Consider the following 24,977-nt stretch of genomic DNA (forward strand, 5'->3'; position numbering starts at 1 on the left):
TCTATTACCTCTTATGCCAGGCGTGGGTTAACTTTATCAGCATCGATCTCGAACTTAACGATGGCATCAGCCACCACTTTTTTGTCGATTTCGCCACGTTTAGCCAGTTCACCCAGGGCGGCAACCACCACGTAAGATGCGTCCACTTCGAAGTGGTGACGCAGATTCTCACGGCTGTCTGAACGACCGAAGCCATCAGTACCCAGCACGCGATAGTCGCTGGCAGGGATGTAGCTGCGAACCTGCTCGGCGAACAGTTTCATGTAGTCAGTCGATGCCACGGCAGGAGCATCGTTCATCACCTGAGCGATGTAAGGCACGCGAGGCTCTGACGTTGGGTGCAGCATGTTCCAGCGCTCACAGTCCTGACCATCACGGGCCAGTTCGGTGAAGGAGGTCACGCTGTAGATGTCAGAACCTACACCGTAGTCTTTCGCCAGGATATCGGCAGCTTCACGGACGTGACGCAGGATAGAACCTGAACCCAGCAGCTGAACTTTACCTTTGCTGCCTTCTTTGCTGTCCAGTTTATAGATACCTTTACGGATACCCTCTTCTGCACCGGCCGGCATCGCTGGCATATGGTAGTTTTCGTTCAGCGTGGTGATGTAGTAGTACACATTTTCCTGCGCTTCGCCGTACATACGTACCAGACCGTCATGCATGATGACAGCAACTTCATAAGCGTAAGCCGGATCGTAAGAAATACAGTTCGGGATAGTCAGAGACTGAATGTGGCTGTGACCATCTTCGTGCTGCAGACCTTCACCGTTCAGTGTGGTACGACCGGAGGTTCCGCCCACCAGGAAGCCGCGTGCCTGCTGGTCGCCTGCTGCCCAGCACAGGTCGCCGATACGCTGGAAACCAAACATGGAGTAGTAGATGTAGAACGGGATCATTGGCAGATTGTTGGTGCTGTAAGACGTTGCCGCCGCCAGCCACGATGCGCCTGCACCCAGTTCGTTAATCCCTTCCTGCAGGATCTGTCCTTTTTCATCTTCTTTATAGTAAGCAACCTGCTCACGGTCCTGCGGCGTGTACTGCTGGCCATTCGGACTGTAGATACCGATCTGGCGGAACAGACCTTCCATACCGAAGGTACGCGCTTCATCGGCGATGATTGGCACCAGACGATCTTTGATCGACGGGTTTTTCAGCATCACGTTCAGGGCACGCACGAAGGCGATAGTGGTCGAGATCTCTTTGTTCTGCTCATCCAGCAGCGCGCGGAAATCTTCCAGCACCGGCATATCCAGCTTCTCGCTGAATTTCGCTTCACGGGTTGGCAGGTAGCCGCCCAGTTTTTCGCGCTGGCCGTGCAGGTAGTTGTACTCTTCAGAGCCTTTTTCGAAGGTCACATACGGCAGTTTTTCAATGGCTTCATCACTGACCGGTACATTGAAACGATCGCGGATGTAGCGTACGCCATCCATGTTCATTTTCTTGACCTGGTGCGCGATGTTTTTGCCTTCTGCAGTCTCGCCCATACCATAGCCTTTGATGGTATGTGCCAGGATCACTACCGGTTTGCCTTTGGTATCCTGCGCTTTTTTCAGTGCGGCGAAGACTTTCTTCGGATCGTGACCACCACGGTTCAGAGACCAGATCTCGTCGTCGGTCATATCTTTAACCAGCGCTGCGGTTTCCGGATATTTGCCGAAGAAGTGCTCGCGAACATAGGCACCGTTGCGGGATTTAAAGGTCTGATAGTCACCGTCAACGGTTTCGTTCATCAGTTGGATCAGTTTACCGCTGGTGTCTTTACGCAGCAGTTCGTCCCAACGTCCGCCCCAGATAACTTTGATCACTTCCCAGCCAGCGCCACCAAAGATGCCGTCAAGCTCGTTAATGATCTTGCCGTTACCGGTGACCGGGCCATCCAGACGCTGCAAGTTACAGTTGATGATGAAGACCAGATTATCCAGTTTTTCACGGGTCGCGATGGTGATCGCCCCTTTAGATTCTGGCTCATCCATCTCACCGTCGCCCAGGAAGGCATAAACGGTCTGCTGAGATGTATCTTTCAGGCCACGGTGTTCCAGATATTTCAGGAATTTAGCCTGATAGATCGCGCCCAGTGGACCCAGACCCATGGATACGGTCGGGAACTGCCAGAAGTTAGGCATCAGTTTAGGGTGCGGGTAAGAGGACAGGCCTTTACCGTCAACTTCCTGGCGGAAATTGTTCATCTGGTCTTCGGTCAGGCGACCTTCCAGGAAGGCACGGGCGTACACGCCCGGCGAGATATGGCCCTGGAAGTAAACCAGATCGCCGCCGTCTTTTTCGGTGCGCGCACGGAAGAAGTGGTTAAAGCACACTTCATACACGGTGGCAGAAGACTGGAAGGAGGACATGTGGCCACCCAGATCCATATCTTTCTTTGACGCACGCAGAACGGTCATGATGGCGTTCCAGCGAATAGCGGAACGGATACGACGCTCTAAAGACGTGTTGCCCGGGTACTCCGGCTCATCTTCAACGGCAATAGAGTTAATGTAGTTACTGGCTCCCGTACCGGCAGCCACTTTCACGCCGCCTTTACGTGCGCCGCTCAACACCTGGTCAATCAGATACTGTGCGCGCTCAACACCTTCTTCACGGATGACCGATTCGATCGCTTCTAACCAGTCGCGAGTTTCGATCGGATCCACGTCATTATTTAAACGTTCTGACATGGGGGGTATTCCTTATCTGTGTCTAATTACGTTGAATTGTCTGGAGCCTGTCTCTTTGTGCTCTGGTTCACTTCAAAACACAAAGAGACAGGCCCGTCGTTTATACCTTTGCAGGTACGTGCCGCGTTATATTTACGCGTTAGTCCTTACGTTGCTGTAAACGTCTCAGGGAGCGCTCTCTACGACTTTGCTCCCGACTTCTGTCCAGCAATATTTCCTCGATAAACGCCAGGTGGCGGTGTGAAGCTTCGCGTGCCTGCTCGGGCTCACGTGCCACAATCGCCTCAAAAATACTGGCGCGGTGGCTACTTACTTTCTCCAGCATCTCACGACGCGAGTAGAGCAATTCAAAGTTCTGTCTGACGTTCTGTTCAAGCATTGGGCCCATGCTGCGGAGAAGATGTAAAAGCACCACATTATGAGCCGCTTCTGTGACAGCAATCTGATATTGCATCACCGCATCAGCTTCTGCATCGAGATCGCCGCTTTGCTGAGCGGTCTGAATCTGCAGGTGGCAGTCGCGAATACGGACCAGATCTTCGTCAGTGCCGCGCAGTGCGGCATAATAGGCGGCAATCCCTTCCAGGGCATGACGTGTTTCTAACAGGTCGAACTGGGATTCAGGATGGCCGGCCACTAATTCTACGAGCGGATCGCTCAGGGTTTTCCACAAATGGGTCTGGACGAAGGTTCCCCCCCCCTGACGGCGGAGTAAGAGACCTTTGGCTTCCAGGCGCTGTATCGCTTCACGCAGAGAAGGACGGGACACGTCAAACTGCACAGCCAGCTCTCGCTCAGGCAGCAATTTCTCTCCCGGGCGCAGTGTTCCCTCCATAATCAGGGACTCAAGCTGCTGTTCGATAGCATCAGAGAGCTTCGGTTGGCGGATCTTGCTGTAGGCCATCATCCCTTCTTTACGATTTGCCGGAGTAAATTGGTAATACCAATTGCAAAAAGGAGCCCGTAAAGTAACAAAGTATTCACCTGATGTCCATATGGCAACCCGCCTAAACCAGACTCTCGTCTCGTTCACAATCATAGCCTAAGGACGAAATCCAACAGCCATTTATCCGCAGTAGAAATGTTAAATTTCGTCACTTTTTCGAAAGACGGCAGCGAGTTAGTTGATAAATAACGACATCACCATAAGAGAATGTTATTCGTCATTCTTGCTGATTTGTGACAGAAAATGAGAATCATAAAACTGAGAGCGATCGTTGATTTTTTGGGCATACTTTCGCACAGAAAGCAAAAGCGAGTGCATTAGCGGTCACTTAACACTATTCTCTTCGCCAGGATAGGTTTTGCCCTATTTTCGCTTACACGACAGCGTAAAGTTTTTAATACATTAAAAAATAATAAGTACGAGGTTTCTATGGAACAACAGCAGGGCGAAACGCTGAAGCGTGGTCTGAAAAACCGCCACATCCAGCTGATTGCATTAGGCGGTGCCGTAGGTACTGGCCTGTTTCTGGGCAGTGCATCGGTGATTCAATCCGCAGGCCCCGGCGTGATACTTGGCTATGCCATCGCCGGTTTTATCGCCTTCCTGATTATGCGCCAGTTGGGCGAAATGGTAGTGGAAGAGCCTGTTGCAGGCAGCTTCAGCCACTTCGCCTATAAATACTGGGGCAATTTCGCCGGTTTCGCTTCCGGCTGGAACTACTGGGTCTTGTATGTGCTGGTCGCCATGGCGGAACTGACCGCGGTGGGCAAATATATCCAGTTCTGGTATCCCGACATCCCGACCTGGATGTCTGCTGCCGTCTTCTTTGTGCTGATCAACGCAATCAACCTCACTAACGTGAAAGTGTTTGGTGAAATGGAGTTCTGGTTCGCCATAATCAAAGTCGTTGCGGTGATTGCCATGATCCTGTTTGGTGGCTGGTTACTGTTTAGTGGTACCGGTGGTCCGCAGGCCAGTGTGCGCAATCTGTGGGAACAGGGTGGCTTCCTGCCTAATGGCTTTAGTGGCCTGATCATGATGATGGCCATCATTATGTTCTCTTTCGGTGGTCTGGAGCTTGTTGGTATCACGGCGGCAGAAGCCGATAATCCGGAAACCAGCATTCCCAAAGCCACCAACCAGGTGATCTACCGTATCCTGATTTTCTATGTCGGCTCACTGGCAGTACTGCTCTCCCTGATGCCGTGGACGCGCGTCACCGCTGACACCAGCCCGTTTGTATTGATTTTCCACGAGTTGGGTGATGCGCTGGTGGCCAACGCCCTTAACGTCGTGATCCTGACGGCGGCGCTGTCGGTGTACAACAGCTGTGTTTACTGTAACAGCCGTATGCTGTTTGGCCTGGCGCAGCAGGGCAACGCCCCGAAAGCACTGTTGAAAGTGGACGGTCGCGGTGTGCCGGTAATCTCTATCCTGTTCTCCGCGGTGGCCACCGCCCTGTGCGTGCTGCTGAACTACCTGATGCCCGGTGAAGCCTTTGGCCTGCTGATGGCGCTGGTGGTTTCTGCTCTGGTCATCAACTGGGCGATGATTAGCCTGGCACACATGAAATTCCGCCGTAAGAAGGATCAGCAGGGGATTAAAACCCGCTTCCCGGCCCTGTTCTACCCGCTGGGTAACTGGGTCTGCCTGTTATTCCTGGCCGGCATCCTGGTGCTGATGGCAATTACCCCAGGCATGGCAATCTCCGTCTGGCTGATCCCGGTTTGGGTACTGATCCTCGCTGTCGGCTATTGGGTGAAAAACCGTACTCAGCGCGGATAATCATCACCGTCGCTTCTGATTCGGCCAGCCTGAGCTGGCCGAATTGTTATCTGCCTCACACTTTCCCCTCCCCAGGCATTTTGTCCATCTCTGCGACGTTTTGCACCTGCGCACTGCGCACGATAAGCGTGAATACTCTCGATCACAAATGATACGCGGGAGAATAATCCATGAAGAGCACCAGGCTCTCAGTCAGAGAAAAAATTGGTTACGGGATGGGCGATGCCGGATGCAATATGATCGGCGGTGCCATCATGCTTTTTCTTAACTATTTCTACACTGACGTCTTCGGCCTTGCCCCGGCGCTGGTCGGGGTTCTGCTGCTATCGGTCAGGGTCATCGATGCCGTGACGGATCCGATTATGGGCGCGATTGCCGACCGCACTCAGAGTCGCTGGGGGCGGTTCCGCCCATGGCTGCTGTGGATCTCCCTGCCCTACGTGCTGTTCAGCGTACTGATGTTCACCACGCCAGACTGGACCTATAACAGCAAGGTAATCTGGGCATTCGCCACCTACTTCCTGATGTCCCTGACCTATACGGCGATCAATATTCCTTACTGCTCGCTGGGCGGGGTGATCACCAGTGACCCGGGTGAGCGTGTCTCCTGCCAGTCGTACCGCTTTGTGATGGTTGGCGTCGCCACGCTGATCCTCTCGCTGACGCTGCTGCCGCTGGCAGACTGGTTTGGCGGTGACAATAAGGCGCGCGGCTACCAGATGGCCATGGGCGTGATGGCGCTGGTCGCCCTGATGATGTTTTTGTTCTGCTTTGCCACGGTGCGCGAACGTATTCATCCGGCCGTCCCCACTCATGACGACCTGAAGGGGGATCTGCGGGACGTGTGGAAGAACGATCAGTGGGTGCGTATTCTGCTGCTGACCTTCTGCAACGTCTGCCCCGGCTTTATCCGCATGGCCGCCACCATGTACTACGTCACCTGGGTGATGCAGCAGTCGACCCACTTTGCCACGCTGTTTATCAGCCTGGGTGTGGTTGGCATGATGGTCGGCAGTACGCTGGCAAAGGTTCTGACCGACCGCTGGTGTAAACTGAAAGTCTTCTTCTGGACCAATATTGCGCTGGCGATCTTCTCGGGTGGGTTCTACTTCCTCGACCCGCAGGCCACCATGCTGGTGCTGGTCATGTACTTCCTGCTGAATATTCTGCATCAGATCCCGTCACCACTGCACTGGTCGCTGATGGCCGATGTGGATGACTACGGGGAGTGGAAAACCGGCAAACGTATCACCGGCATCAGTTTCTCCGGCAACCTGTTCTTCCTGAAAGTCGGGCTGGCAGTGGCAGGAGCAATGGTTGGCTTCCTGCTCTCCTGGTACGGCTATAACGCCGGGGCGAAACAACAGAGCCCGGCCGCTTTAAACGGCATCGTCCTGCTGTTTACCGTGATCCCGGCGGTGGGTTATCTGATCACTGCGGGCGTGGTGCGTCTGCTGAAGGTGGACCGTACGCTCATGCTGCAAATCCAGCGCGATCTGGAGCAGCGCCGCACCAACTATCAGGAACTGAACGATTACCACGACAGCAAAGAGCTGAAAACAAAACCACAAGGAGCCGTACGATGAGCCACTGGCCTAACCCCTTAATCGAACAGCGCGCCGACCCGTTTATTCTGCGCCATCAGGGAAGCTACTACTTTATCGCCTCGGTGCCAGAGTATGACCGGCTGGAGATCCGCTGCGCCACCACGCTGGCCGGACTGGCAGAGGCCCGGGCGGCAGTCGTCTGGCACAAGCCCGATCGTGGCCCGATGAGTGCATTAATATGGGCACCCGAACTGCATCTGATTGACGGGCAGTGGGTGATCTATTTTGCTGCCGCGCCGTCAAAGGAGATCAAACAGGGCCTGTTCCAGCACCGGATGTTTGCTCTCACCTGTGATGATGCCGACCCGCTTAGTGGAGAATGGATTGAGCGCGGGCAGATTCTGACCCCCATCGACAGCTTCGCGCTGGATGCCACCCACTTCGTTCATCAGGGGAAAAACTGGTATCTGTGGGCGCAGAAAGATCCGGCTATTCCCGGAAATTCCAACCTCTATCTGGCCGAGCTGGCCACCCCGTGGCAGATCAAAGGCTACCCGGTGATGCTCAGTCGTCCGCAGTATGAATGGGAGTGCGCCGGTTTTAGCGTGAATGAAGGCCCGGCGGTTATACGCCACGGCCAGCGGCTGTTTGTCAGTTATTCTGCCAGCGCCACCGATGAAAACTACTGCATGGGATTGCTATGGATTGATGCTGAAGCGGATCCGCTACAGGCAGAAAACTGGCAAAAATCCGCCGCGCCGGTCTTTACCACCAGCTGGGAAAACCACCAGTATGGTCCCGGGCACAACAGTTTTACCACGGGTGAAAACGGCGAGGACGTGCTGGTCTACCACGCCCGTAACTACACCGAAATTGAAGGGGACCCGCTGTACGATCCTAACCGCCATACACGCATAAAGACCTTCAGCTGGGATACCAGCGGCATGCCACAGTTTGGCACGCCCCCGGCAGACTCGCTGTCAGACCAGCGTGCCATAAATAGTCAGTAGCGCCACCACCACCACGATCATCAGCGAGACCTTTTTCGCCAGTGCAACCGCGATACGCGGGGTCTCCACCTTATCAAGGTGGGGATCGCGCGCCAGCGAGAACTGGGCAAGTTGGGTCAGCACCTGGTACTGTGGCGTATGGCGATCGCCCAGCGAGGCGAACCATGCAGGCAGCGCTCGCTCCCCGTGGCCCAACAGGGCATACGCTACGCCAACCAGGCGTACCGGGATCCAGTCAACCCAGTGCAGGATAGCATCCACGCCTGACTGTGCCCGCTCGAGCGGATTCTGCTGACGTGCAAGCCAGCTCTGCCAGGCTCGCAGAAACGCATAGCCGACCAGCAGCACAGGTCCCCATGGCCCACCGACCACAAACCAGAACAGCGGCGCCAGGTAAAACCGGTAGTTAATCCACAGGAGTGCATTTTGTAGCGCGGAAAGAAACTCACGCTCGCTGCACTCCGCAGGCACACCATGGATCAGCGTTAACTCTTCAATCATCGCCTGGTGCGCATCACTGTCATTGTGGCTGGCGGCTTTCAGATAGGCATGATAATGCAGTCGTACCGACCCCGCCCCGATGCACAACAGGCCAATTAATATCCAGAACAACAGTTTAGGCACGCCAAAAAACAGCCCTTTCAGCGCCAGCAGACACAGGGCAACCGCCGCCATGATCAGCACGGTCATCAGTAGCGTACGAATCAGAGAGAAATGACGGCGGGCACGAAATAGCGGCATCAAATGATGGTCGAGTTGCCAGTGCTCCCCCATTTTAAACAGTCGTTCCCATCCCAGAACCAGTAACAGACTGAATAACGTCATACTTTCACTCCCGCGTGCTCAAGTTCGGCGTAATAACGTGCCCAGTCAAAAGAGGGGCCCGGGTCAGTTTTACGTTCAGGCGCGATATCACTGTGACCGGTGATCTGCTGTGCCATCGCGGGATAGTGCTCTACCAGCAACGCCGTCACCGCACACAGCGACTGATATTGCGCATCGGTATAGGGCAGCGTGTCCGTCCCTTCCAGTTCAATGCCTACCGAAAAATCATTACAGGCTTCACGGCCCTGATAGCTGGATATGCCAGCGTGCCATGCACGCAGATGAAAAGGGACGTACTGCACGATTTCACCATCACGACGAATTAAACAGTGTGCCGAGACCTGCAAATGACTGATATCAGCAAAGTACGGGTGAAGGGTGGGATCAAGCTGTCCGGTAAACAAGTCGTCGATCCATGGGCCGCCAAATTCACCGGGCGGCAGACTGATATTGTGGATCACCAGTAGTGAAGGTGATTCATCATCAGGTCGCTGATTCATATGCGGCGACGGCACATGTCGCACTCCCGCAATCCACCCATCTTGCAACTGCATACCACTTCTCCTGTGTTCTGACTCCCGCAGATTAACATGATTTTTTTCTGCTTAATCAAACTTATCAATCTGGTCTTTTTAGAGGACAAAAATTATTTTCATTTTTTTGCATCCGATTTCCCTCTTCATCCGTAGATAACTCTGTGAGGCAAAAACGCCTTCTCTTACGCTAAGGAACTCATCATGAAAACGCTCATCCGCACCGCCCTGTGTGCTTCAGTGCTGTTCAGTGCCGCATCAATGGCGGAGATGTCCCAGAATACCGTGATGGTAGGTGGGGCTGCTATGTACCCTTCCCATAATATCGTTGAGAATGCCCTTAATTCGAAAGATCACACCACGCTGGTCGCTGCCGTAAAAGCCGCAGGCCTGGCGGATACGCTGCAAGGTCCTGGGCCGTTCACCGTCTTCGCACCGACCAACGCCGCCTTTGCTAAATTGCCCGCAGGCACCGTGGATAATCTGCTGAAACCGGAAAACAAAGCGACGCTGACCAGCGTGCTGACCTATCATGTGGTCGCCGGAAAATATGATATGAAAGCCCTGATGAAAAAGATTAAGCAGGGGAACGGCAGCGCTGAGCTGAAAACCGTTAACGGTGCCCCTCTGTGGCTGATGATGAATGGCCCCCACAATATTCAGCTAAAAGATGATAAAGGCAACGTCGCCAATATCAGCACCTATGATGTGCAGCAAAAAAATGGCGTGATTGATGTTATTGATACGGTACTGATGCCTTAATCCATCGTGTGCCAACACTCGGGAAAAAATAAATATACCCGCTGATGTTAAAATAAAGGGTATACAATTGGTGCAGCAGGTTTTTTTCACACTCCTTCCGCACCTCTTTTTTCAGGATGCTTCATGACGGACGACGTAACAGATAGCCAGATTTTATTTATGAAGGCCATCGCGGCCGGCGATAAACAGGCATTTGAGGCGACCTACCGCCGTTATTCACCTTATCTTTTTGCTATTGCACTGCGTATGTTACGCCGTCGCGACTGGGCAGAAGAGGTGCTGCATGACAGTTTCCTTGTCGTCTGGCAGCGTGCTGGCCACTTTGATCCTGCACTCAGCGCCCCGAAAACCTGGTTGACCAACATTGTGCGTAACCGCGCGATTGATTATCTGCGCCTGCAGGATAACCGTGTTGACGCTCTGGAAGAGGATGACGACCTTTTCGCCATGCCGCACTCCGGGGATGCGTTCCCTTCAGGATCAGAATCACGCAGGCTGACAGACTGCATGACACAGCTGTCGTCTGAACAGCGCCAGAGCATCACGCTGGCGTATTATCAGGGGCTGTCACACAGCGAAATTGCGCTGCACCTGGAACAACCTGCGGGAACCATTAAAAGCTGGATCCGCCGTGCATTAACTCAACTGAAAGAGTGTGTGGGCATATGAAAAGCAGACGCGATTTTGACTCAGCACTGGCCGCAGAATTTGCCCTTGGCACGCTGCGCGGTGCCGCACGCCAGCGTTTTGCCCGCCGCCTGTCACAGGAGCCTGAACTGGCGGCAGAAGTCAGCCGCTGGCAACACTCTCTGGCTGAACTTGACCAGCGGGTGACTCCGGTTCCCCCGCCGGAAGCCGTCTGGCAGCGGATTGCCCGTGGGCTGCCCGCCGATAATCCCCCCGCACAACGACCGCGCTGGCCATGGCTTGGCTGGGTTCTCGCCGCCTCCTTTGCCGGAGCGCTGCTCTATACCCAGTTCACCGTGCCCCCTGCCCAGCAGGCTATCGCGGTACTCAATGGTGACAGTCAGCAGGGATCCTGGGTCGTCAGCCTCAGCCCGGATAAAACGCAGCTGATGGTGGAAGCCGTCAATGCCTCGGCCATTCAGCCAGACCGCAGCCTGCAGCTCTGGCTCATCCCGCCTGGCGAGAAACCGCAGTCTCTGGGACTGGTGACAGAGCGGGAGCGTCAGCGCGTTGACGTGACAACACTCCAACTGGCCCAACTACCGACGCTGGCGATCAGCCTTGAGCCGCGCGGCGGTTCCCCGACCGGACAACCCACGGGGCCAGTACTGTATAGCGGTAAAATCATGCCTCTGTAGCCAGACTGGCCTGAGGGAATACCTGGGCCAGCTGCGCCATCAATATCGCGCGCAGGCGTGCGGCGGCAGGCGGTAATATCTCCTGCCCCTGAAGCAGCGCCATGCCCAAATCCCCGACCGGCGGCAGCAGCGGATGATGTAAAACCTGAAGCCCCAGCGGAAGCCCAAACTCAGTGCGTAAGGTCACGCCCAATCCGGCGGAGGCCGCGGCCCAGAGGCCACTCAGGCTTCTGCTGGTGAAGGCTACCCGCCACGGTATGGCGGCATGATCCAGGGTATCAATTGCCCGGGTGCGCATCTGGCAGGGAGCATCAAACAGCAGCAGCGGCAACGCCTCACCCTGCTCTAACCATTGTGCCAGCTGAAACCCTTCACGTCCTATCCAGCACAGTGCGGCTGCCGGTAGCGGCTGCGTAAAGCGCGATGAGTCCTCCCCCTGCCAGCACAATGCCAGGTCCAGCTCACCCTGACGTATCCCCTGCAGTAATTCACTATTACGGCCAATGCGTGCAGAAACCTGTATCAGCGGATGCGCCCGCGAAAACTGGCCCAGCAGTTCCGGCAGCAAGGTCTCGCCAAAATCTTCCTGCAACCCTATGCGCACGCTGCCGGCAATATCCCGCCCGGACAGCGCACTGAAGGCCTCGTCATTGAGCGCCAGCAATCGCCTGCCGTAAGCCATCAGCAGCTCGCCGTTATCCGTCAGTGCCAGCCGCCGCCCGGCCTTCTGTAACAACGGCAGCCCTGTTTGCTGCTCCAGTTTTTTTAGCTGTGCACTGACGGCGGAGGTCGAGCGACTCAACCGTTCGGCGGCCTGAGCAAAACTCCCCAGCTCAATCCCGAGCACAAACGCGCGTAACGCATCCAGATCGAAAGTCATACGTTTAAACGGCTGCATTAATCATCCTGTTTTTCGGGATTATTGATACGAATATATGCGATTTTATAAACTATTTTTGCGTTCTATGCTGCTGTCTTCTCCCACAAAAAAGGAACAGCCTCATGACAGCACCGCTCGACCGTGACAGTCTGGCCAGCGTGTCCCCTGTGCTTGCCGCCATTACAGAACAGACTCTTTTTGGCACGATCTGGCAGCGTAGCGAATTAAACAAACGTGAACGCAGCCTGATTACCGTGGCCGCGTTAATTGCGCTCGGCCGCCATCAGCAGTTACCCTGGCATCTGGATTTCGCCCGAACACATGGCATCAGCAATCCCGAACTGGCCGAAGTCATGACCCATCTGGCGTTCTATTGCGGCTGGCCTGCAGCCGTATCTGCACTTAGTCTGCTGCCAAAATCCGACAACAGCCTTCAGGAGTAAACGATGCCTATTAGCCGAATTGCCCTGCCTGTCGGAACAACGTCAGACTTTCGCACCAGCCTGTCAGAAATCCTGCACCGTACGCTGGTGGATTTTTTCGACGTCCCACCGGACGACTGCTTTCAACTGCTGGACGAATATGCGCCAGAACAGCGGGTGTTCCCACGCCATTATCTTGGCGGCCCGCGATCAGAGGGTTTTATCTGGTTTCATATCACTGCAGGCAGGCCCCGATCGGTGGAGCAAAAACAGCAGTTTTATCATCATCTGGCGCATCGGCTCTCCAGCGAGCTTGCGGTACGCCCGGAAGATGTCATGGTCACGCTGAGTTTTACTCAGCCTGAGGACTGGTCTTTCGCCTGCGGTAACGCTTTTCACTGGCCAGCGGAGAATACATTATGATCGCCATGCAATATCGTTTTCGCCTGCCCAGTGACTATGACATGGCAATCATCACCAACCGCATCTGCGAAAATGGCCACCGGCTTGATGGTTTCCCTGGCCTGCTTCTGAAAGCCTATTGCTACGCTGACGATAGCGGCCCACAACGTTCTTCCGATCCGCTGTATGCGCCTTTTTATCTCTGGCAGGACAGTGACAGCATGACGCGCTTTCTCACCAGCAGTGGGTTTCAGCGGCTGACTCAGGATTATGGCTGGCCGCAGATCGACAGCTGGCTGGTCCTGCACTATCAACCGGCGGCGGAACTGGCAAACGCCGGTTTTGCCAGGCGTATTATTACCCCCATAACCCCCTACACAGAACTCATACATTACACGCCAGCGATCGTAGAACACGCTGCTCCTGTCAGTCAGATCCTTGCATGGGATGTACAAACCTGGCGGCATTTAACCTTTCAGATAAGCCCACTGCCGTTTAGTGATGTGAATAGCGCCGAATGCTACCGGGTCGGGCACATCTCGCTGCCGCTACACATCGCGTAATCCGGCGGCGGCCGCTGGCATGGGCGGTATAAACACGCTAGCATGTCAGCCTCTGTTATCCGACCTTTCGGAGTTTGATCATGACATCCCGCCGTTACGATCCGGACAGCCGTCGCGCTGAATTAATGGGCCGTATTGAAGACGATATTCCGCCTGGCGTCGCCCAGGCACTGCGTGAAGACCTGGGGGGTGAAATTGACCTCTGCCAGGACATCACCGCCAGTCTGCTGTCTGCCGATACTGTCTCTCACGCCGTGGTGATTACGCGTGAACCGGGTATTTTCTGCGGTAAGCGCTGGGTGGAGGAAGTGTTTATTCAACTGGGGGACAAAGTGCAGATTGTCTGGCACGTTGATGACGGTGATACGATCGCCGCCGATCAGACGCTGTTTGAGGTTAACGGCCCTGCCCCGGTGATCCTCACCGCTGAACGTACCGCACTGAACTTTGTCCAGACGCTCTCTGGCGTGGCAACGGAAGTCAGCCGCTATGTCGCCCTGCTGGAAGGCACCCGCACGCAGCTGCTGGATACGCGTAAAACCCTGCCAGGGCTGCGTACGGCGCTGAAATATGCGGTGCTGTGCGGCGGCGGGGCTAACCACCGCCTGGGCCTTTCGGATGCGTTTCTGATCAAAGAAAACCATATCATCGCCTGCGGTTCTATCGCCAAAGCCGTCGAAAAGGCCTTCTGGCTCCGTCCTGACGTGCCGGTAGAGGTGGAAGTCGAGTCGCTGGATGAACTGGAGCAGGCGCTGCAGGCCGGAGCAGACATCGTGATGCTGGATAACTTCACTGTCGGGCAGATGCGTGAAGCGGTGAAAATCAGCAACGGCCGGGCGTTGCTGGAAGTCTCGGGAAATGTCACCGATCAAACGCTGCGAACCTTTGCCGAAACCGGCGTGGACTACATTTCTGTGGGAGCCCTGACCAAACATGTGCATGCCCTCGATCTGTCGATGCGCTTTCGCTAAAGGTAACGGCGCCTGACAGGCACCGTACCCGCCAACCCCACCGTTTTACCCCAGGCCAGCCAACCGCGCTGGCCTTTTTTCTGCCCGTAATAGGATTTTGCGACGTCGCTTCCAGCGCCTGTCAGCCCAGGTGCAACTTACCAAAACACTTTACGGCGCACCTCTGAACTCCGCTGTTTGCCGCTGGTCACCTATTTCCCGTTGAATTAGGGTGCCAGCCTCATCACACAAGGAGGTTTGTCATGATTCACCAGCGGGGCTTTACCCTGATCGAACTGATGATTGTTATCGCTATTATCGCCATTCTCAGCGCCATTGGGCTGCCTGCTTATCAGGGCTATCTGCAAAAAGCGGCACTCACCGATATGCTCCAGACGGCCATGCCGTTTAAAACCGCGGTGGAACTGTGCGCGATAGAACGTGGGGGCAGTGGAAATTGCAGTGCCGGGAGTAACGGGGTGCCTGCTGAACGTACTTCACGTTATGTTTCCGCGCTGACGACCAATGCAGGGGTGATAACGCTTACCGGCCAGGAAAGCCTGCAGGGTTTGAGCGTCAAACTCACACCGCAGTGGGATAACAACGATGGGCAGATAAGCTGGCAACGCAGTTGTACCAGTGGAAACGAAAGTCTGAAGAAAGCCTGTCAGGACGTATTCCGTTTTGATGAGGAGGAACAGATACCATGACCGCAGAGACTCAGCGTGCGCTAGAGGCCATCTGCCAGCAGCACGGCGCCATTATCATCGACTACAGCACACAGCGGCTGCGTATTGCCACGGCGGAGACGCCCCCCCATGAGATGATGGCAGCTCTGCGCTTTGCCACCCACAGCGCCATTGATGTTGAATGCTGGCCACAGGCACGCATAGAGCAGTTTACCCGAAGCAAGGACCACTCTGCGCAGGGATCAACGGAAAGCCAGCAAGAACCCGCGGGATCGGCGGTAGACAAAATTGATATGCTGCTCGCCCAGGCGCTGCAGAAACGCGCCTCGGATATTCATATTGAACCTCAGGAATATGGTCTGCGCGTTCGCCTGCGCGTTGACGGCGTTCTGCAGAGCCTGCCTGCGGCAGGCCAGGACAATAGCGCTCCGCTGATCGCCCGGTTAAAGATCCTCGCGGGGCTGGATATTGCTGAGCGCAGGGTGCCACAGGATGGGCAGTTCTCACTGTTGCTCAACGGTACCAGCGAATCCTTTCGACTGTCGACGCTGCCGACACGTTTTGGTGAGAAAGCGGTTATACGGCTACTGCAGAGTGATACCCGGGCTATTGCACTGGAAAACCTCGGAATGCCAGCCCATCATTTGAAACGTTATCGGGAGGCATTATCCAGACCACAGGGCATGGTCCTGGTAACCGGGCCCACCGGGAGCGGTAAGACATTCACACTCTACAGTGGCCTGAGCTGGCTGAATGCCGCCACACGTAATTTATGCAGCGTCGAGGATCCAATCGAGATCCCGCTGGCAGGGATCAATCAGACTCAGATTCATCCCCGGGCAGGCCTGGATTTTCACCGCGTCCTGCGCGCGCTGCTGCGCCAGGACCCGGATGTCATCATGATCGGAGAAATCCGTGACGGAGAAACCGCTGAGATTGCGGTTAAGGCAGCCCAGACCGGACATCTGGTGCTCTCCACCCTGCATACTAACTCCACGACCGAAACGCTGATCCGCCTGGCACAGATGGGCGTTCCGGGCTACCTGCTGGCCTCGGCGTTGAAACTGGTTATTGCTCAACGACTGGTGCGACGGCTGTGCCCCCACTGTCGTCAGCCCGCCGAGGCGACGGCCCATTTTCCCCCGGCGGTCTGGCCCGGAACCGTGCAAAACTGGCGCGCGGTGGGCTGTGAACACTGTTTTTCTGGTTTTTATGGGCGTCTGCCTTTATTTGAATTGCTGCCGATCGGTGCACGACTACAGAATGCCCTGGCGAGATCGGCTCATCCGGAAGAACTGGCAGACATTGCCCGACAACAGGGACTCAATTCCCTGTTTGTTGAAGGGCTACACTGCGTCAATCGTGGTGATACTACCCTGGAAGAGCTGACCCGGGTGGCAGGAGGCAGCAATGAATGAGCGCTCTCTTTATCGCTGGCAGGCGGTCGACGATGAAGGGGGACTTCATCAGGGTCATAGTTTTGCCACCAGCCCGCGGCAAATTTCCAGTGAGCTGGCGATCGCCGGTCAGCTACCGCTGAAGATCTCTCGCGCCCGCCGCTATGCTCCCCGACACTGGAAATGGGCGCAAAAAACAGCCTTTGTGCGTCAGTTATCCACTTTACTGAAGGCGGGAATAGCCCTGTCAGGATGCTTACAGTTACTGGCAGAGGATCATCCTGAACCTGGCTGGCAGGCGCTGCTTTCAGGCCTCCAGCAGAGCATTTCTGCTGGAGAGCCTTTTTCGGCAGCGTTAGGAAAATGGCCTGACGTCTTTCCGCCGCTTTATCCGGCGCTAATTCATATTGGTGAACTGACCGGTGAACTGGATGAATGCTGCCTGCAGCTGGCAAATCAGCAGGAACGACAGCAACAGTTACAGATGAAAGTGAAAAAAGCCCTGCGCTATCCCCTGTTTATTCTCGCGGTGGCAGTGCTGGTCAGCCTCGGGATGCTGGTCTTTGTGCTGCCAGAGTTTGTCGCTATCTACGATACGTTCAACGCCCCCCTGCCCGCCTTTACCACTGCTGTTATCGCTTTTTCACAATTTCTGCAGCAGCAGGCACTGGTGATGATCGTCAGTGTTGCCGTTGCCGCACTCATCTGGAGGCACCGTCGCAGGACGTCTCTGCGCTGGCAGCGCGTTGAGCAGCGTTTACTGCTTCGTTTGCCCCTGGTCTCGACGCTTTGTCAGGGCAGCCTGTTAAGCCAGATTTTTACCACTCTGTCTCTGACCCAGCGGGCGGGTCTGACGCTACTTCAGAGCCTGCAGGCTGTGGAAAAGACGCTGTCACCCCTGATCTGGCGCGAGGCTATAGGTGAATTACAGCGCCACATTGAGGCCGGAAATCCCCTGCATCAGGCACTGAAATCGCATGCGTTGTTTACGCCTCTCTGTTACCAGTTAGTGAAGGTCGGTGAAGAGTCAGGTTCGCTGGATACGCTGCTATTCAGGCTGGCAAACTGGCATGAACAACGCACCCACCAACTGGCAGACACGCTCGCGGCGGCGCTGGAACCGTTGATGATGGTAGTGATTGGGGGGATTGTCGGTACGCTGGTGGTGGCAATGTATCTGCCCGTATTTCGCCTGGGTGATGCGCTGGGGTAAACCTACCCCGCCCGAGAGGGCGAGGTAGGCCAGTTTAGCGGTTAAAAACGCGGTTTTCCTGCTCGTTAACGCGGATAAACGTCGTGCGCTTGGTCAGCTCTTTCAGCCTTTCGGCACCAACATAGGTACAGGCTGAACGCAGGCCACCCAAAATATCCAGGGCGGTGATTTCGACCGGCCCGCGCACCGGCAGCTTAACGGTTTTTCCTTCCGCAGCACGGTACTGTGCCACGCCACCAACATGACGCTTCATCGCTGACTCTGAGCTCATGCCATAGAACAGCATAAACTTTTCGCCCTCTTCTTCGACGACCGTCCCCTCACATTCATCGTGAGCGGCCAGCATCCCGCCGAGCATGACAAAATCAGCGCCGCCGCCGAAGGCCTTCGCAACATCGCCGGGTACCGAGCAGCCGCCGTCGCTGACGATCTGGCCGCCAAGGCCGTGTGCCGCATCGGCACATTCAATTACGGCAGAGAGCTGCGGGTAGCCCACACCGGTTTTCACCCGGGTAGTGCAGACCGAACCCGGCCCGATGCCCACTTTGACAATATCGGCCCCGGAGAGGATCAGTTCCTCAACCATTTCCCCGGTCACCACGTTACCGGCACAAATAGTTTTACCCGGGCAGGCTTCGCGGGCACGCCGCAGGAAGGCGACAAAGTGCTCGGAGTAACCGTTCGCTACGTCGATGCAGATAAAATGCAGCGCCGGGGACAGTGCCAGAATCTGCTGCAGCTTGAGGAAGTCTGCCTCAGAGGTTCCGGTAGATACCATCACATGCTGAAGCACCTCCGGTGTGGAGCGCTCAACGAACGCCCGCCACTGCTCAACGCTGTAATGTTTATGTACTGCAGTGAGAATATCGAACGAGGCCAGCGCCTGCGCCATGCTGAAGGTACCGACGGTATCCATATTGGCTGCAATAATGGGTACACCAGACCAGGCGATGCCTGAATGTTTGAAGGTAAACTGACGCTCCAGCTCAACCTGAGAACGGCTTTGCAGCGTGGAACGCTTTGGCCGGATTAGAACATCTTTGAAGCCCAACTTAATATCTTCTTCGATACGCATAACAAATTTCCTGGTTGATGGCGTTGATGCAGTGACGCACCTGACGAGCTACGCTTGTTGTCACAAGCTGAGTGCCAGCTCCAGTGACGCTATCATACGCGCTAAAAACGCGCCGACAAGACTGCGAAATTGACTTTAATTACGTTACAATCTGATAAATTTATCTGTGAATTTGTCTTGTGACCTGTATCGCAAAACGGTGTATACGGCGTAAAAACATTTCATCAAGGCACTGAGAGTTGAGTCCTATGCGCTATATCGTGGCGCTGACCGGTGGTATCGGCAGCGGGAAAAGCACCATTGCAAATGCCTTTGCCGGGCTGGGTGTGGATGTTGTCGATGCCGATGTCATCGCTCGCCAGGTCGTTGAAAAGGGACAACCTGTTCTGGATGTCATCCATGCCCGCTACGGCGATGAGGTTCTGCATCCGGATGGCGCGTTAAACCGGGCCGTCTTACGCCAGAAAATCTTCAGTTCACCGCAGGAAAAGCGCTGGATTGATAATTTGTTACACCCGCTTATCCACGCTGCAACCCAACAACAGTTAGCATTAAGTCGTTCAGCGTGGTGTTTGTGGGTCGTTCCCCTGCTGGTAGAAAATAACTTACAGCATCTTGCAGACCGGGTTCTGGTCGTGGATGTTGACCGGGAAACGCAGCTGAACCGCACCATGCGTCGTGACAATATCAGTCGCGAACAGGCGGAAAATATTCTTGCGGCGCAGGCGACGCGCGAAGCGCGCCTGGCAGTAGCAGATGACATTATTGATAACGGCGGATCGCCTGAAACGGTGATCGCGCACGTTGCCGCACTCCATCAGCGTTATCTGGCGCTGGCGGCGGCAGCCTATCGGGATTAACTGTATGAGCACAACCGTTCTCTTTGAGCACCCTCTGAATGAAAAAATGCGCACCTGGCTGCGTATTGAATTTTTACTTAAACAGCTGACGGCCAGTCAGAAAATTGTCGACCACCTTGGTGCCCTGACCTTTTTTCGCAATGCCGCTGAACTGCTGGATGTCTTTGAACGTGGTGAGCTGCGCACGGAGATATTAAAAGAGCTGGAACGCCAGCAGCAAAAACTGCTGGGATGGGCAGACGTTCCCGGCGTTGATATGTCACGCATTAATATGCTGCGAGGCGAACTCAAGCAGTGTGGCGCTGCGTTAATGGCCGCCCCCAGGACCGGCCAGGCTCTGCGGGAAGAGCGTCTGATCGGGCTGGTCCGCCAGCGTCTGAGCATCCCGGGGGGATGCTGCAGTTTCGATCTGCCGACGCTGCATATCTGGTTGCATATTGACCAGTCGCTGCGTGATCAGCAGGTCACCACATGGATAAATTCGTTAGCCCCGATACAGGATGCACTGACGATGATTCTCGATCTGATTCGGCAGTCAGGGATCTTCCGCAACCACACCAGCCTGAATGGCTTCTTCCAGGATAATGCGGAAGGTGCAGATCTGTTGCGGATGCAGCTCCGACTGGATGATGCGCTCTACCCACAAATTTCCGGCCATAAGAGCCGTTATGCCATCCGTTTTCTGCCGCTCGACAGCGAGCGCGGTGAGGTACCTGCCCGCTTCGACTTCGAGCTGGCCTGTTGTTAAGGGAAGAGTTATGAATGATGTCACCGTAGTGAACTGCCCGACCTGCCGCAAGCAGGTTATCTGGGATGAACTGAGCGCCTGGAGGCCCTTCTGCAGCAAGCGCTGCCAGCTAATCGACCTTGGTGAGTGGGCCGCTGAGGAGAAACGCATCCCCAGCAGCGGCGACCAGACCGACAGCGATGAATGGAGCGAGCAGCCTTTCGATCGCGAGTAAGCGGGCTAACGCTTAAGCGCTGGCTTTCAGACGGGCAACGATATCGACGTTGGCAGGGGGAAACTCTTCAGCCTGCAACTCCTGCTGAGGAACCCAGCGCTGAGGTTGCCCTTCACGCCCGTACGGTTCTCCCTTCCAGTCGTCGACGATAAAAAAATGCAGCGTGACGCGCAGATCGTCATAGGTGTGATCCACCGTATCATAGGGGGTCGCGCTGACGACTTCGATGCCAGTTTCCTCCAGCAACTCACGCTTCAACGCCTGCACGGGTGTTTCGTCTGCTTCTATCTTGCCCCCCGGGAACTCCCAGCGGTTCGCCATGTACGAACTTGCTGAACGCTGCGCTAAAAAAATGTCGCCATCCCTGCGAATAATACCCACTGCGACTTGCAGATGTTTCATCATATCCTCACTTCACTGATGTATTTTTCCGCCACTATTCCAGCCTTGTCCCTGGATGACAAGGTGTTATCAACGCAAGTTCGGAAAGATCGAGCCTCACCGCATCGCTGAAATGTAACGTGATGCAAATGCCATCTCCCCAGCGCCTCTTTCTGCCTGCCGCGCTATAGTCGCCGAATTAGGGATAACGGAAGGTGACAGAGAATGGATGCTGTATCGGAATGGATTTACCGGGCATTGCTGGGACTCGTCGGGGTCTGCGTGGGAAGTCTGCTCAACGTCATTATTTACCGCGTGCCACTGATTTTACAGGGAAATGCCCCGCGCCGCGTCAGCCTGTGGTTTCCCGGTTCGTTCTGTCCCCGGTGTGAAAAAGCACTGATGCCGGGCGACAACATTCCGCTGGTGAGCTGGATAATATTGCGGGGGCGCTGCCGCTGGTGCCGGGAGCCCATATCGCGGCAATATCCTGCCACGGAAGCCATGACGATGCTGCTGACGCTGCTGACAGCTTCTCTCCTGCCTGCAGGACCGTTGCTGGTGGCGGCAGTACTGCTGGGCTGGTGGCTGCTGGCTCTGGCGCTTATCGACGGTATGCACTTCCTGCTGCCAGACTGTCTCACGCTCTCGCTGCTGTGGCTGGGTCTGCTCTGTCATCTCGGCGGAATAGTGCCTTCGGTGACCCTGGCGCAGGGCGTGGCCGGTGCCGCAACAGGCTACAGCGTCTTCAGGGGGCTGGCGTGGATCTACAAATCACTGTCCGGCGAAGAGGGGCTGGGCAGAGGCGATGCGAAGCTGCTGGCGGCGGGTGGAGTATGGCTGGGCTGGCAGGCACTCCCCGCTGTGCTGTTGCTGGCGTCACTGGGAGGATTGATGACGTTTACAGTGGCGCGGCTGTGGCTCAGGCGACCGCTCTCAGCTCCGGTCCCTTTTGGTCCGGCATTGAGCATCGCCATCTGGTTATTGTTTATCTGGCAAAACCGATAAAAAAAGGGCCGGAGGATTTCCGGCCCTGATGCAGATGTCGGTGGCTGATTACGCCAGGCGACCGTGGCACTGCTTGTATTTTTTACCTGAACCACATGGGCAGAGATCGTTGCGGCCCACTTTACGCTCGCCGGTTTGCGAGGAAAGAGACGCTGCGGCTTCCGTTTCTGCATCGACGTGGCTCAGCTGCTGCTGCTGTGCCAGGTGTTCTGCTTCCAGACGACGCTGTTCTTCCATCTGTTCAATTTCTTCCGGCATCCGCACCTGCACCTTGCTCAGGGTGCTGATCACTTCATACTTCAGTGACTCCAGCATGGCGGCAAACATGGCAAAGGACTCGCGTTTGTACTCCTGCTTAGGATCCTTCTGTGCATAGCCGCGCAGATGAATGCCCTGACGCAGATAATCCATTGCGGCCAGGTGCTCTTTCCACAGAGAGTCCAGCGTCTGCAGCATGACGCCTTTCTCGAAGTTGCGCATCATTTCCACACCAACAACTTCTTCTTTGCGCTGATACTGCTGTTTGGCCTCATCCATGATGCGGTCACGCAGCGTCTCTTCATGCAGATCGGGCTCTTTATCCAGCCACTCTTTAATCGGCAGGTTGAGGTCGAAATCGTTGCTCAGGCGTTCCTGCAGCCCTTCAACATCCCACATTTCTTCCAGTGACTGCGGTGGAATGTAACTGTCGATAGTCGTTTTGAAAACGTCATCGCGAATACTGGAGATGGTTTCTGACACATCAGACACGTCCAGCAATTCATTACGCTGTGAATAAATCGCGCGGCGCTGATCGCTGGCTACGTCATCATACTCCAGCAACTGCTTACGAATATCGAAATTACGGCTTTCTACTTTACGCTGCGCGTTGGCAATGGCTTTAGTCACCCACGGGTGCTCTATCGCTTCGCCCGGCTTCATACCCAGCTTACGCATCATATTAGTGACACGATCCGAGGCAAAAATACGCATCAGCGCATCTTCCATCGACAGGTAGAAACGGGATGAACCGTTATCACCCTGACGACCCGAACGGCCGCGCAGCTGATTATCGATACGACGAGATTCATGACGCTCAGTACCGATGATATGCAAACCACCGGAAGCCAGTACGGCATCGTGGCGGATCTTCCACGCGCTTTTGATCGCTTCGATCTGTTCAGCGGTCGGATTTTCAATCGCAGCAATCTCTGACTGCCAGCTGCCGCCCAGCACGATATCCGTACCACGACCAGCCATGTTGGTGGCGATAGTCACGGCAGAAGGCTGGCCCGCCTGCGAGACGATATCAGCCTCGCGGGCATGGAACTTGGCGTTCAGAACTTCGTGCCTGATGCCTGCCTTAGTCAGCTCTTCGGATACCACTTCTGATTTTTCAATCGAAATGGTACCGACCAGAACGGGCTGGCCGTTAGCGGTACGCTCACGGATGTCTTCGATGATCGCACCGATCTTCTCCATTTCCGTCATATAGACCAGATCGGGCAGATCCTTACGCACCATCGGACGGTTGGTCGGAACTACGATAGTGTCCAGCTTGTAGATTGAGCTGAACTCGAATGCCTCGGTATCGGCGGTACCGGTCATCCCGGCCAGTTTGTTATACAGACGGAAATAGTTCTGGAAAGTGATCGAGGCCAGCGTCTGGTTCTCGTTCTGGATTTCCACGCCCTCTTTCGCTTCTACGGCCTGGTGCAGACCATCAGACCAGCGGCGGCCCTGCATGGTACGCCCGGTATGTTCGTCAACGATAATCACTTCACCGTCTTTCACAATGTAGTCCACATCACGCGTAAACAGCACATGCGCGCGCAGCGCCGCCGTCACGTGGTGCATCATCATAATGTTGCCCGGCGAGTAGAGGGACTCACCTTCCGCCATAATGCCTTCGCTGACCATCAGTTCTTCAACGGCAACCAGGCCGCGTTCGGTCAGGTGAACCTGGCGCGATTTCTCATCCACCGAGAAGTGGCCTTCGCCCTGGAAGCTGTCGGAATCTTCTTTTTCCTGACGGATCAGGTTCGGGATGATTTTGTTGACCTGGATATACAGCTCAGAGCTGTCTTCTGCCGGGCCAGAGATGATCAGTGGCGTACGGGCTTCATCGATCAAAATGGAGTCAACTTCATCCACCAGCGCATAGTTCAGTTTGCGCTGTACACGATCTTCCGGGCTGAACGCCATGTTGTCGCGCAGGTAGTCAAAGCCGTATTCATTATTGGTGCCGTAGGTGATATCAGCAGCATACGCGGCGCGCTTTGCCGGTGCTGGCATGCCCGGCAGGTTGATACCGATGCTCAGACCAAGGAACTCAAACAGCGCGCGGTTATTTTCCGCATCACGCTGGGCCAGATAGTCGTTGACGGTCACCACGTGTACGCCCTGGCCACTCAACGCATTGAGGTAAGCCGGCAGGGTTGCCGTCAGGGTTTTACCTTCACCGGTACGCATTTCCGCGATGCAGCGATCGTTCAGCACCATACCACCAAGCAGCTGCACGTCGAAGTGACGCATGCCGAATACGCGTTTGCTGGCCTCACGCACCGTGGCAAATGCCTCCGGGATCAGGCTTTCCAGCTCTTCGCCTTTCTCCAGGCGTGCGCGGAACTCAACGGTTTTCGCTTTCAGCTCATCGTCAGACAGCTTCTCGAAATCCGGCTCCATCTTGTTGATCGTTTCAACAGTCTTACGCATGCGGCGCAGTGTGCGGTCGTTACTACTACCAAAAACTTTGGTTAATATTTTAGTTAACATAATAAATAATTTC

General features: G+C 55.3%; 25 protein-coding genes. 17 read left to right on the forward strand and 8 right to left on the reverse strand.

Going from position 1 to position 24,977, the window contains the following annotated elements; genetic code table 11:
- Window positions 1-11: 11 nt before the first annotated feature.
- Together aceE and pdhR are read right to left on the reverse strand one after the other, a co-directional pair.
- Window positions 12-2,675 (reverse strand): pyruvate dehydrogenase (acetyl-transferring), homodimeric type, encoded by a 2,664-nt coding sequence (aceE, locus tag K6L24_RS17525; protein WP_062747223.1) that lies wholly within the window; start codon window positions 2,673-2,675, stop codon window positions 12-14.
- A gap of 139 nt (window positions 2,676-2,814) precedes the next feature.
- Window positions 2,815-3,579 carry a pyruvate dehydrogenase complex transcriptional repressor PdhR gene (gene pdhR, locus K6L24_RS17530; RefSeq protein ID WP_062747226.1) on the reverse strand — a complete coding sequence of 255 codons (765 nt, stop codon included), beginning with the start codon at window positions 3,577-3,579 and terminating at the stop codon, window positions 2,815-2,817.
- A gap of 471 nt (window positions 3,580-4,050) precedes the next feature.
- On the opposite strand from pdhR, the gene aroP reads away from it, so the two are divergent.
- From aroP to K6L24_RS17545, 3 genes are all read left to right on the forward strand, one after another.
- Window positions 4,051-5,406, forward strand: coding sequence for an aromatic amino acid transporter AroP (gene aroP, locus K6L24_RS17535; protein WP_062747229.1), 1,356 nt, complete (start codon window positions 4,051-4,053; stop codon window positions 5,404-5,406).
- A gap of 170 nt (window positions 5,407-5,576) precedes the next feature.
- Entirely contained in the window at window positions 5,577-6,992 is a 1,416-nt protein-coding gene (locus K6L24_RS17540) for a glycoside-pentoside-hexuronide (GPH):cation symporter (RefSeq protein WP_062747231.1), read from the forward strand.
- A complete protein-coding gene (locus K6L24_RS17545) occupies window positions 6,989-7,963 on the forward strand; it encodes a glycoside hydrolase family 43 protein (RefSeq protein ID WP_062747233.1) in 975 nt (324 codons plus the stop codon). Before K6L24_RS17540 ends, K6L24_RS17545 begins: the two co-directional genes overlap by 4 nt.
- Here K6L24_RS17545 and ampE read toward each other — a convergent pair.
- Both ampE and ampD read right to left on the reverse strand, forming a co-directional pair.
- Complete coding sequence (ampE, locus tag K6L24_RS17550) at window positions 7,934-8,788, reverse strand: beta-lactamase regulator AmpE (RefSeq protein WP_062747235.1); 855 nt, start codon at window positions 8,786-8,788, stop codon at window positions 7,934-7,936. The two genes, K6L24_RS17545 and ampE, sit on opposite strands and share 30 nt — an antisense overlap.
- Window positions 8,785-9,342, reverse strand: a complete 558-nt coding sequence (ampD, locus tag K6L24_RS17555) for a 1,6-anhydro-N-acetylmuramyl-L-alanine amidase AmpD (RefSeq protein ID WP_222681686.1) — start codon at window positions 9,340-9,342, stop codon at window positions 8,785-8,787. Before ampD ends, ampE begins: the two co-directional genes overlap by 4 nt.
- Before the next feature lie 183 nt (window positions 9,343-9,525).
- Here ampD and K6L24_RS17560 point away from each other — a divergent pair, with 183 nt between their 5' ends.
- The 3 genes from K6L24_RS17560 to K6L24_RS17570 all read left to right on the forward strand — a co-directional run bounded on the left by K6L24_RS17560 (window position 9,526) and on the right by K6L24_RS17570 (window position 11,408).
- Window positions 9,526-10,083 carry a fasciclin domain-containing protein gene (locus tag K6L24_RS17560; RefSeq protein ID WP_062747239.1) on the forward strand — a complete coding sequence of 186 codons (558 nt, stop codon included), beginning with the start codon at window positions 9,526-9,528 and terminating at the stop codon, window positions 10,081-10,083.
- Between the two features lie 123 nt (window positions 10,084-10,206).
- Window positions 10,207-10,752 carry an RNA polymerase sigma factor gene (locus K6L24_RS17565; RefSeq protein WP_062747241.1) on the forward strand — a complete coding sequence of 182 codons (546 nt, stop codon included), beginning with the start codon at window positions 10,207-10,209 and terminating at the stop codon, window positions 10,750-10,752.
- On the forward strand, window positions 10,749-11,408 hold the full coding sequence (locus K6L24_RS17570) for an anti-sigma factor (RefSeq protein WP_062747243.1): 660 nt from the start codon (window positions 10,749-10,751) through the stop codon (window positions 11,406-11,408). The genes K6L24_RS17565 and K6L24_RS17570 overlap by 4 nt, the downstream gene beginning before the upstream one ends.
- On the opposite strand, the gene K6L24_RS17575 is transcribed toward K6L24_RS17570, so the two are convergent.
- Window positions 11,395-12,306: a LysR substrate-binding domain-containing protein gene (locus tag K6L24_RS17575; protein ID WP_062747245.1), complete on the reverse strand. Its 912-nt coding sequence runs from the start codon at window positions 12,304-12,306 to the stop codon at window positions 11,395-11,397. The two genes, K6L24_RS17570 and K6L24_RS17575, sit on opposite strands and share 14 nt — an antisense overlap.
- 104 nt (window positions 12,307-12,410) lie before the next feature.
- Here K6L24_RS17575 and K6L24_RS17580 point away from each other — a divergent pair, with 104 nt between their 5' ends.
- From K6L24_RS17580 to hofC, 7 genes are all read left to right on the forward strand, one after another.
- Window positions 12,411-12,731 carry a carboxymuconolactone decarboxylase family protein gene (locus K6L24_RS17580; protein WP_062747247.1) on the forward strand — a complete coding sequence of 107 codons (321 nt, stop codon included), beginning with the start codon at window positions 12,411-12,413 and terminating at the stop codon, window positions 12,729-12,731.
- Between the two features lie 3 nt (window positions 12,732-12,734).
- On the forward strand, window positions 12,735-13,133 hold the full coding sequence (locus K6L24_RS17585; protein WP_118664626.1) for a tautomerase family protein: 399 nt from the start codon (window positions 12,735-12,737) through the stop codon (window positions 13,131-13,133).
- Entirely contained in the window at window positions 13,130-13,675 is a 546-nt protein-coding gene (locus K6L24_RS17590; protein ID WP_062747253.1) for a DUF4865 family protein, read from the forward strand. Before K6L24_RS17585 ends, K6L24_RS17590 begins: the two co-directional genes overlap by 4 nt.
- A gap of 80 nt (window positions 13,676-13,755) precedes the next feature.
- A complete protein-coding gene (gene nadC, locus K6L24_RS17595) occupies window positions 13,756-14,646 on the forward strand; it encodes a carboxylating nicotinate-nucleotide diphosphorylase (RefSeq protein ID WP_222681687.1) in 891 nt (296 codons plus the stop codon).
- 242 nt (window positions 14,647-14,888) lie between these two features.
- Window positions 14,889-15,335: a prepilin peptidase-dependent pilin gene (ppdD, locus tag K6L24_RS17600; RefSeq protein ID WP_062747258.1), complete on the forward strand. Its 447-nt coding sequence runs from the start codon at window positions 14,889-14,891 to the stop codon at window positions 15,333-15,335.
- Window positions 15,332-16,732 carry a type II secretion system protein GspE gene (gspE, locus tag K6L24_RS17605; protein ID WP_062747261.1) on the forward strand — a complete coding sequence of 467 codons (1,401 nt, stop codon included), beginning with the start codon at window positions 15,332-15,334 and terminating at the stop codon, window positions 16,730-16,732. Before ppdD ends, gspE begins: the two co-directional genes overlap by 4 nt.
- Window positions 16,725-17,924, forward strand: a complete 1,200-nt coding sequence (gene hofC / locus K6L24_RS17610) for a protein transport protein HofC (protein WP_118664629.1) — start codon at window positions 16,725-16,727, stop codon at window positions 17,922-17,924. Before gspE ends, hofC begins: the two co-directional genes overlap by 8 nt.
- 34 nt (window positions 17,925-17,958) lie before the next feature.
- On the opposite strand, the gene K6L24_RS17615 is transcribed toward hofC, so the two are convergent.
- The gene (locus K6L24_RS17615; RefSeq protein WP_222681688.1) at window positions 17,959-18,999 is read right to left on the reverse strand and encodes a GMP reductase; all 1,041 of its coding nucleotides are present in this window, start codon (window positions 18,997-18,999) and stop codon (window positions 17,959-17,961) included.
- Window positions 19,000-19,247: 248 nt separating this feature from the next.
- Here K6L24_RS17615 and coaE point away from each other — a divergent pair, with 248 nt between their 5' ends.
- From coaE to yacG, 3 genes are read left to right on the forward strand one after another with little or no spacing between them, the layout of a single operon-like run.
- Window positions 19,248-19,859: a dephospho-CoA kinase gene (gene coaE, locus K6L24_RS17620; protein WP_062747268.1), complete on the forward strand. Its 612-nt coding sequence runs from the start codon at window positions 19,248-19,250 to the stop codon at window positions 19,857-19,859.
- 4 nt (window positions 19,860-19,863) lie between these two features.
- Entirely contained in the window at window positions 19,864-20,607 is a 744-nt protein-coding gene (gene zapD / locus K6L24_RS17625; RefSeq protein WP_062747271.1) for a cell division protein ZapD, read from the forward strand.
- A 10-nt stretch (window positions 20,608-20,617) separates the two neighbouring features.
- On the forward strand, window positions 20,618-20,821 hold the full coding sequence (yacG, locus tag K6L24_RS17630; RefSeq protein WP_062747273.1) for a DNA gyrase inhibitor YacG: 204 nt from the start codon (window positions 20,618-20,620) through the stop codon (window positions 20,819-20,821).
- Between the two features lie 12 nt (window positions 20,822-20,833).
- Here the strand turns inward: yacG and mutT are convergent, their stop codons facing one another.
- Entirely contained in the window at window positions 20,834-21,223 is a 390-nt protein-coding gene (gene mutT, locus K6L24_RS17635) for an 8-oxo-dGTP diphosphatase MutT (RefSeq protein ID WP_137269060.1), read from the reverse strand.
- A gap of 204 nt (window positions 21,224-21,427) precedes the next feature.
- Here mutT and K6L24_RS17640 point away from each other — a divergent pair, with 204 nt between their 5' ends.
- The gene (locus tag K6L24_RS17640) at window positions 21,428-22,210 is read left to right on the forward strand and encodes a prepilin peptidase (protein ID WP_137269059.1); all 783 of its coding nucleotides are present in this window, start codon (window positions 21,428-21,430) and stop codon (window positions 22,208-22,210) included.
- A gap of 48 nt (window positions 22,211-22,258) precedes the next feature.
- Here the strand turns inward: K6L24_RS17640 and secA are convergent, their stop codons facing one another.
- On the reverse strand, window positions 22,259-24,964 hold the full coding sequence (gene secA, locus K6L24_RS17645; protein ID WP_062747277.1) for a preprotein translocase subunit SecA: 2,706 nt from the start codon (window positions 24,962-24,964) through the stop codon (window positions 22,259-22,261).
- Between the last annotated feature and the right edge of the window lie 13 nt (window positions 24,965-24,977).

Source organism: Erwinia persicina, assembly GCF_019844095.1.
In the GTDB taxonomy this organism is placed as follows: Bacteria; Pseudomonadota; Gammaproteobacteria; order Enterobacterales; family Enterobacteriaceae; genus Erwinia; species Erwinia persicina.